Here is a 7,430-nt window from a genome sequence, read left to right on the forward strand (position 1 = left end):
ATACTTTTCGTCTATACTTTGGACACCATACTACATGGTATTTACAGGAATAGACGACATTGTTGTTTGATTTATATGTTGTGTTCATATTTGTATTATGCTATGGTTCATTAATTAATACAATTACTATTTTGTCCATCTTCAATTACTTGCATAAATTCGATGGACGCGTCTTATATCCCAATAGCTGAAGCAGGGGGTTTTACGACGCATTGGATAATATTACGATACTTTTTTTACCTTAGAATTAATGGACATAAAGCCTGCTTCAGGATGTCGCGGATAAATATTCTTATACCTGTAAGTACTCAGCACGATTCCCATGAGTCCATAAGAAACTATGATACAGCTTCCTCCGGCTGAAAAAAACGGAAGAAATGTTATTGATTGCGGAAATACGCCAAGATTCTCAAGGACATTTATCAAAAAACTGATGAGAAATACAATTCCGCACCCGCATCCCATCATCATACCCAGCTGATTTTTCTGTCGCAACGCAGTGTTAAAGACTGCAAAAATCAAAACCGCAAGAACACAGCACAAAAGTATAGCTGCAATTATTCCATATACAGATGACAGATAGGTCAGAATGTAATCCGCGTTAAATGCTGGCAGGATTCCCGTTACATCTGATTTGCTTTTCCCGATCAGCTTATTTTGTCTCCAAAGTGAATGCAACATTTTTGTGAGATAATCTGTTTCGCTACCGCTGGAAAACATCGCCTGTATGCGCGCAATTTGATATTCCGCCAGCCTGTTTCTCAGGTACATACCCAGGAAAGCTGCTATAGGCGCGGTCAAAAACACAGCCCAGATTCCACAGATAGTTCTTTTCTTTCTGACAGTAAACCAGTCCTTTTTGATTGCGATCGTCAACATAGTCAGCATAGTTACCAGCATCACACAAGCTGTCCTGAGTGCCGGCAGGCTGTAAACTAATATTACTGGAGCAATCAGCCATAAGATTGCTCTTACCAGTCCCTTATATCCCCACCCATGATATTTATATAAAATTGCTCCATATATGGGGACATAAAACAGCATCAGTTTTTGTACATCCATGCCTCTTCTGCCTCCTGGCAGTGATATAAAAATCCTTGCTCCGTTTACCTGGCCTCCTTCCAATATAACCAGCAAACAGGCGGACAATAAAACAGCTGCAATTATTTTTGAAAATTTTGCCAGTACGGTATAGTCCAGCAGATACAAAATCATCATGACAGCCAGCCCGATCATAACATGAAACACATATCTGTCAGAACCGGCTACCGCATTCTCACTGGCTTTTCCGGAAATCCCTGCATGTATCAGAACACCTGCAATGCTGATAAGTATAATCATTCCCAAAAGTTTCCATGCAGCTTGAGGTCTGTGGATACTGTCAAGGGAGATTCCTGTTTCCACAGGATCCCCCATGTCTCTGACGGCTTCCTTCTCTGCCTGTTCATGATCCATGCCTGCCTTCATGTTTTCCGCAATCTGATCCTCCATATGATCCTGCAGTTCCTGTTTTATGTATGGTCTGGCTTTTGTGCAGCGAATCTGTTCCAGCAATAATTTCAGATATTCATCCATAACTCACACCTCCAGTATAAGCACATTGGTCACTGCTGCAGAATACTCTTTCCATTCCTCTATTTTCTTTTCCAGGAATCCTCTTCCCTGTCTGGTAAGGCTATAATACTTTCTGGTCTTTCCAGCTACATCCTGTTCATATACTGTCAGGAGTCCTTTCTCTTCCAAGCTGTGCAGCAATGGATAAAGAGTTCCAGCCTTCAGCTCAAATACATTCTGAGATTTTTGCCTCAGTGTGTCGATCATCTCATATCCATACATATCCTTTTCAGACAAAAGTTTCATTACAAGCATTGCCATACTTCCTGAAACCAATGCTCTTTCAATAGCCATCTGGTCCACCCCCTTCTTAGAATAAGTTATATATCGGCGCTCTATATATCGGTCATCTATATAATAGATTATTTTACATTATTTGTCAATATATCAATAAAATTTATCAAAACTAATGGCTATTACCATTCATTGATTGTTTCGGTAATTGCCATATTGTATGTGCTTCGCCGGGGCGTAGGCCGCAGCAATGGCGGTAACGAAAGAAAACACAATAACAATAGCAAGTAATTCTACCGGCATGCTCCACAGAGTTCCAAAATACCATGTAAGCAGCTTGATATACAGGAAACGACTAAGAGCAATCCCTATGACGCCACCGATTACAAATCCAGAAATGGAATAAGTAAAGGCTTCTTCGGCAATCATCCGTGTAAACTGATTTCCGTCCATACCGACAGCCCGCATAGCACCATACTGTTTTATCCGGGCTGTTACGCTCGTAGAAATGCTGTTTATAGTATTAAACAGTGTAATCATAGCAATAATTGCCAAAAAACTATATACACTAAAATTTCAACCTCTTGTCCCGCTATCTGAATGGTATCTCCAACTTTTAGTGGATTGTCTTTATTTGAAGCAGTCATGACCTTATTACTGTCCCCGTAAATTTCTGATAAATCCCCTTGTACAAGACTGTCTTTTGCTCTGTCTAACAAATAGTCACTGTACGATGTGATATTTACATGATTGATTCCCTGCCGTGAAGAAGCAGCAGAAACATTCTCTATGTATGTGCTGCCAAAAACGTGATCTATACCAGAAATAGAACTGACGGTATCATTCAAAAAAATAAGAGGGCTGCATCTTACAGCTCTCTTATTTTAAATATACATCCTATTCTTCATATCCCTGCGGATTATTAGACTGCCATCTCCAGGAATCTTCACACATCTCACGGATACCGTTTTCTGCTTTCCAGCCAAGCTCTTTTTCTGTCTTAGATGCATCACAATAACAAGTTGCAATATCTCCTGCTCGGCGAGGTTTGATCACATATGGAATTTTCACACCAGTTGCAGCTTCAAAATTCTTCACAATATCAAGAACACTACAGCCCTTTCCGGTTCCCAGATTGTAAACCGCAAGCCCTGGATTTTCTTCGATTTTCTTAAGTGCTTTTACATGACCCTTTGCCAGGTCCACAACATGAATATAATCTCTTACACCAGTTCCATCCGGAGTATCATAAGCATATCCTGCAGAAGCATCACCTGATAGGTTGAATTTCGATGGTTTTTCAGATAATCTCTGCGAAGAAAACCATACTTGCCAAGTTGATCCATCTGCTCACCGGATTTATAAGTAAGATCTGGAAGCAGATATCCATTTACATTCGTATACGTTAGTTTCATTTTGTTAGCACTCTCCATTTCTCATCATTTTTTGACCACAAATTTACGACATTTACGACAAATCTGACACTGCTTTACAATACCAGACAAAATGACTGATACCCCGAAAAGCCTGTAAAACAGGCACTTTTGGGATACACAAGACAGGACAAAAATCGACTTCCATTATCAAATAAAAAACGCGAATATTCCAGTGCTTAATAAGCCACTGATATTCGCGTTTCTTATTATCCTAACCACTTGAAAGATGGATAGTATCTTACAACAGCTTTCCCCACAAGCTGGTCAAATCGCACGAATTTGTTTTTCCATGAACGTGAATCCTTCGAATCATTCCGGTTGTCACCAAGCATGAAATAACTGTTTTCCGGAACTGTATATGGACCATAACTTCCGATCATTTTCTCCGGAATGAAAGAGTCATCCAATGGAGTGGGTGAACCATCAATGTAAACTTTCCCATCCTTAATTTCCACTACCTCTCCCGGCAGTCCGATCACTCTTTTGATAAAAAGACGGCTTTCATCATCTGGGTATTTGAATATTACAATATCAAATCGCTCCGGGTCCTTGAACTTTTCAGAAATTTCATAACCGAACAGATTAAGATTAATTCCATACGCAAGCCGAAAGCCGAAAAGGCGGTCTTTCACCATAAGTGTTTTTTCCATGGAGGGTGAAGGGATTTTTGCGTTAATCAAAACAACATTATTGATAACCAGAGTAATTGCCACTACTATTACAATCAATTTCACATAGCCTAACAGTTCACGCCAGATTTTCATGCTCTCCACCTCACCGTTCTTCATTATTCATATATCTGAACAATCTTTTGTCATATTTTGCTTCCTGGTACCAGCCAATTCCGATCATGACCACGCCTAATACAATGGTAACCGTTCTGACCATTGTATCAGCTGAAAACAGGCAGGTGATTACAATTCCAGTTCCTGCACCTGTAAAAAAGTCAATAACAGACTTTTCCCGTTTCAATGATCCAAGCACTCTTTCTTTATCCATGGTTTTTACCATTTTGACATCTTCCTTTATTAAGACATCGAGAGAAATATCAAAACGGTTGCTGATGTCTATGAGAATCTGCAGATCCGGATAGCTCTTTTCATTTTCCCAATTAGACACAGTCTGTCTGGTAACATGAAATATTTTTCCAAATTCCTCCTGGGTCAGTCCCTTTTCTTTTCGTATTTTTAATATCTGCGTTCCAATGTTAATATTGCTCTGCTCCTGTTCTTCCAATCGGTTTTGCTTTCTCACCTGGATTATATAAAAATTTCTGCCAAATGAAAAGCAATTTACCTTTTACAGCGAAAAAACAGGTATGCAAAGCTTCTTTGACATGGGATTTTTGAAAACAGATTCACGTTTCTCTACCTAATCTGAATCCTTATTTTATCCCCGACAGATGTCCAACCGGATTCTGCAGTGATTTCACCTGTAGCTCCATCATAATATGCGCTTTCTTCGGTTCCGTAATCTTCATCCGTTTTATCTGCTGCGTCGGTATTTTCTTTCTGGTCTGTATCGTCTTGAAGCCTTACTTCTGTGGGAGCATCTGCCCCTCCGATAATTTGAGTTTCAACCTGATCCTCTGCATCTGACGGATTTTTTTCCTCCAAAGTATCCTCCGGAACTTCTTCTACCGCTTCTGTAGTCTCACCAATTTCTACAAAATCGTCATCAACCCAGACAGTGTCTGCTGCAGCCATGTAAGGTTCTCTGGTATAAAGCTGTAATTCCAGATAATCGCTGTCAATATCCGGGAGCAAAAGAACCGGGCCGTCAGAATCCAGCTGATACATACCCCAGAAACTGGTTTTAAAACTCCATTGAGATTTACCATCTGCCGAATTACTGCGCAGTTCATACTGTACCTGATTTCCTTTACTGTCTGTCCCCATAAGCATCATCTCATTACCATTATACAGCTTTTCCTCAAGTTCTTCCGGAATTTCTGCCTTAATTATACTTTGCAGTTTATTCATGGAAAAGTCTGTTAATTTTACGGTTCCTTCTTCTGTTTTAACAGAAACATCTTCTAGCTTTTTATGAACTGTCTGTTTCATAAGCTCCTCATGGGGAATAGAAAAATCAAACTCAAACTCTGCGAAATAATCTTCGCCAAGATTTTCATTTTGATAGGCACCGAGTACCAAATGTACTTCTGGATTTTCTCCCAAATCACCATCAAGGGAAAACCGGGATTCCAGAACAGCATCATAGACATTTTCATCCAGTCCAGTATTTAGCAAATCTTCGTCCGAATATGGCAGAAGGTGTCCGCTTTCGTATTCTTCAATTTTCTGTCCATTTATTGTAGTTTTCTGATAATCAATGTCAAGCTGTGTATTGGCAAAGGTCCAGTCATCCTGGACATCATCCGTGTCCTTTTGCCCGGAAGATGTTTTTTCTGCATGCACCTTTGTTAACAGAACCCCATTATCCAGAACAACTTCTTTTAATGTTACAGTAATTCCTTTGTCTTCCTTAGAGGTATTCAACACTTCCGTATAAGATTCAATGCCTTTTGGGAAACCAAGGGTTTCTCCTATGGACAATGTAATATTTTTTATTGCAGCCTGGATATGTGGATTAGAAAAGATAACAGAACCCAAGGTGACGATCACACAGGCAGCTGCTGCTTTGCTCCACCCTTTTGGTCTCCGGTTTTCCTTTTTTTCACTCCATTCCCGCTCTGCTTCCTCTATATATTTCGGATCAATATTACCAAATTCTTTTGAAAAATCAAACTTTTTCATATGCGTCCTCCTTCTTTTTCCAACAGTTTCAACAGCTTTTTCCGGTTTCTGTATAAATTCATTTTCACGCTTCCCGCTGACATATGATGCCTTTTGGATATTGCAGAAACAGGATCTAAAAACCAGTATCTTCGTACAAAAATATTTCTGTCCTTTGGAGACATTTCTTCCAAAAAACGATTTATGGTTTCCATCAGTTCTTTTTCCGCCAGCTGTTCTTCCACGGTATAAGTTACATTTAGCTGCTCCATTTCCTCCATAACATCTGCCATATGAACATCCGGGCGCTTGCCTGCAAACTTTTTCCTTAAGCGGTCAATACTAAGATTTCTTGTAATCCGACCGCAAAAGTGTGCCAATACAGAAGGATGCGTAGGAGGAATCTGTGACCATACCGAAAACCAGGTATCATTCAGACATTCCTCGGCATCTTCTCTATTCGCCAATAAATTCCAGGCAATCTTGTAGCAATAGGGGTGATACTTAGTACTCAATTCTATAATTCCATTCTCATCTCTTTTCAAAAACAGGTTTATAATTTCATCATCATTCATTTACAGGTTGTCCTCCGGGTTTCTTTAAGATAAAAGTCACTGTCCATAATCTGACCAGCAACAGATAAGGCGCCTTTTTGAATAAAAAAATTTCCATTCATATTATATATCGTAAAAAATAGTGGATGGTAACAAAAAAATTTAATTTTTTTCAGTTGAGATCCAAACTACAGTTTTGGTTTTCAGAAGATTACCTTTTAGGGATAAAAGTAATGAAAAGCAGCCGATATTCTCATTTTATATATCATGAGATACCGGCTGCAACTGCTGTTATAAAATATTTTCTTGTTCTGTAGTTTTGTACTTTATACTACAGCATTCATTATAATCACGGTCAAAACACATCCTATAAACTTTCCACAAAACGCATAAAATCTTCTCTTCCTTTTGGTGTGCATTTATAAACTCCGGACTCTTCCAGCACATGTACAAACACCAGTCCTACTTCTTTTTGAAGAATTGCATGAATGTTCTCTGCATTAATATCCGAATATTTTTTCAGCAATTCTTTCACCCAGACCTCATGCTTTGCTATTTTTTCATTTGAAGAAATATCTTTTCCAGATAAAATGTATTCCTCTAAATTGTCTGATATTCAAGTCGTTGAGTCGCTCTTGAAAGTAAAACCGTATTACACTTGTAAAAAAGGTCTGCCACTTCTGCACTCAGATTTTTTTTGCAAGTGTAATATTCTACATATTCCTGAACTATCCTTATGGAGTAACATATCACTGATATGGACAAACAGATACCTTTCGACGCTCAATCAGTCTATTAATTGTTTTAGTACCAACATCAAATTGAATCAATTTCTTTATATAACTTTATTAATTGCC

The 7,430-nt window shown here is 38.9% G+C and carries 9 protein-coding genes and 2 pseudogenes; all 11 read right to left on the reverse strand.

All coding sequences use genetic code 11. The features are described from left to right. Positions 1 to 88: transposase (locus NCY57_RS16210; RefSeq protein WP_250789848.1), on the reverse strand; the 88-nt coding region annotated here is incomplete at its 3' end. 134 nt (positions 89 to 222) lie between these two features. Continuing rightward, positions 223 to 1,575: an FtsW/RodA/SpoVE family cell cycle protein gene (locus NCY57_RS16215; protein ID WP_173746153.1), complete on the reverse strand. Its 1,353-nt coding sequence runs from the start codon at positions 1,573 to 1,575 to the stop codon at positions 223 to 225. 3 nt (positions 1,576 to 1,578) lie between these two features. Next, positions 1,579 to 1,908: a PadR family transcriptional regulator gene (locus tag NCY57_RS16220; RefSeq protein WP_055066334.1), complete on the reverse strand. Its 330-nt coding sequence runs from the start codon at positions 1,906 to 1,908 to the stop codon at positions 1,579 to 1,581. A gap of 129 nt (positions 1,909 to 2,037) precedes the next feature. Further along, on the reverse strand, positions 2,038 to 2,388 hold the full coding sequence (locus NCY57_RS16225) for an FtsX-like permease family protein (protein WP_147329815.1): 351 nt from the start codon (positions 2,386 to 2,388) through the stop codon (positions 2,038 to 2,040). 357 nt (positions 2,389 to 2,745) lie between these two features. Continuing rightward, a pseudogene (locus NCY57_RS16230) lies at positions 2,746 to 3,108 on the reverse strand (GDP-mannose 4,6-dehydratase); the annotation flags it as partial. After that, positions 3,099 to 3,263 (reverse strand): annotated as a pseudogene (locus tag NCY57_RS16975) (TnpV protein); the annotation flags it as partial. The pseudogenes NCY57_RS16975 and NCY57_RS16230, both read right to left, overlap by 10 nt. 227 nt (positions 3,264 to 3,490) lie before the next feature. Beyond that, positions 3,491 to 4,048 carry a signal peptidase I gene (gene lepB / locus NCY57_RS16240; protein ID WP_118753147.1) on the reverse strand — a complete coding sequence of 186 codons (558 nt, stop codon included), beginning with the start codon at positions 4,046 to 4,048 and terminating at the stop codon, positions 3,491 to 3,493. Between the two features lie 10 nt (positions 4,049 to 4,058). After that, a complete protein-coding gene (locus NCY57_RS16245; RefSeq protein ID WP_250789847.1) occupies positions 4,059 to 4,520 on the reverse strand; it encodes a helix-turn-helix transcriptional regulator in 462 nt (153 codons plus the stop codon). Positions 4,521 to 4,651: 131 nt separating this feature from the next. Further along, positions 4,652 to 6,040, reverse strand: a complete 1,389-nt coding sequence (locus NCY57_RS16250) for a DUF4179 domain-containing protein (RefSeq protein ID WP_114002531.1) — start codon at positions 6,038 to 6,040, stop codon at positions 4,652 to 4,654. After that, positions 6,037 to 6,594, reverse strand: a complete 558-nt coding sequence (locus NCY57_RS16255) for an RNA polymerase sigma factor (protein WP_114002530.1) — start codon at positions 6,592 to 6,594, stop codon at positions 6,037 to 6,039. Before NCY57_RS16255 ends, NCY57_RS16250 begins: the two co-directional genes overlap by 4 nt. A gap of 346 nt (positions 6,595 to 6,940) precedes the next feature. Beyond that, positions 6,941 to 7,108 (reverse strand): hypothetical protein, encoded by a 168-nt coding sequence (locus tag NCY57_RS16260; RefSeq protein ID WP_330383248.1) that lies wholly within the window; start codon positions 7,106 to 7,108, stop codon positions 6,941 to 6,943. Positions 7,109 to 7,430: the final 322 nt, after the last annotated feature.

The sequence above is a fragment of the Blautia sp. MB18-30 genome, assembly GCF_023669475.1.
GTDB classification, from domain to species: Bacteria; Bacillota; Clostridia; order Lachnospirales; family Lachnospiraceae; genus Blautia_A; species Blautia_A fusiformis.

Coding starts and splice junctions, on each gene's coding strand:
- NCY57_RS16215 (WP_173746153.1), bottom strand. CDS start 1,575: ATGGATGAATATCTGAAATTATTGCTGGAACAGATTCGCTGCACAAAA.
- NCY57_RS16220 (WP_055066334.1), bottom strand. CDS start 1,908: ATGGCTATTGAAAGAGCATTGGTTTCAGGAAGTATGGCAATGCTTGTA.
- NCY57_RS16225 (WP_147329815.1), bottom strand. CDS start 2,388: ATGATTACACTGTTTAATACTATAAACAGCATTTCTACGAGCGTAACA.
- lepB (WP_118753147.1), bottom strand. CDS start 4,048: ATGAAAATCTGGCGTGAACTGTTAGGCTATGTGAAATTGATTGTAATA.
- NCY57_RS16250 (WP_114002531.1), bottom strand. CDS start 6,040: ATGAAAAAGTTTGATTTTTCAAAAGAATTTGGTAATATTGATCCGAAA.
- NCY57_RS16255 (WP_114002530.1), bottom strand. CDS start 6,594: ATGAATGATGATGAAATTATAAACCTGTTTTTGAAAAGAGATGAGAAT.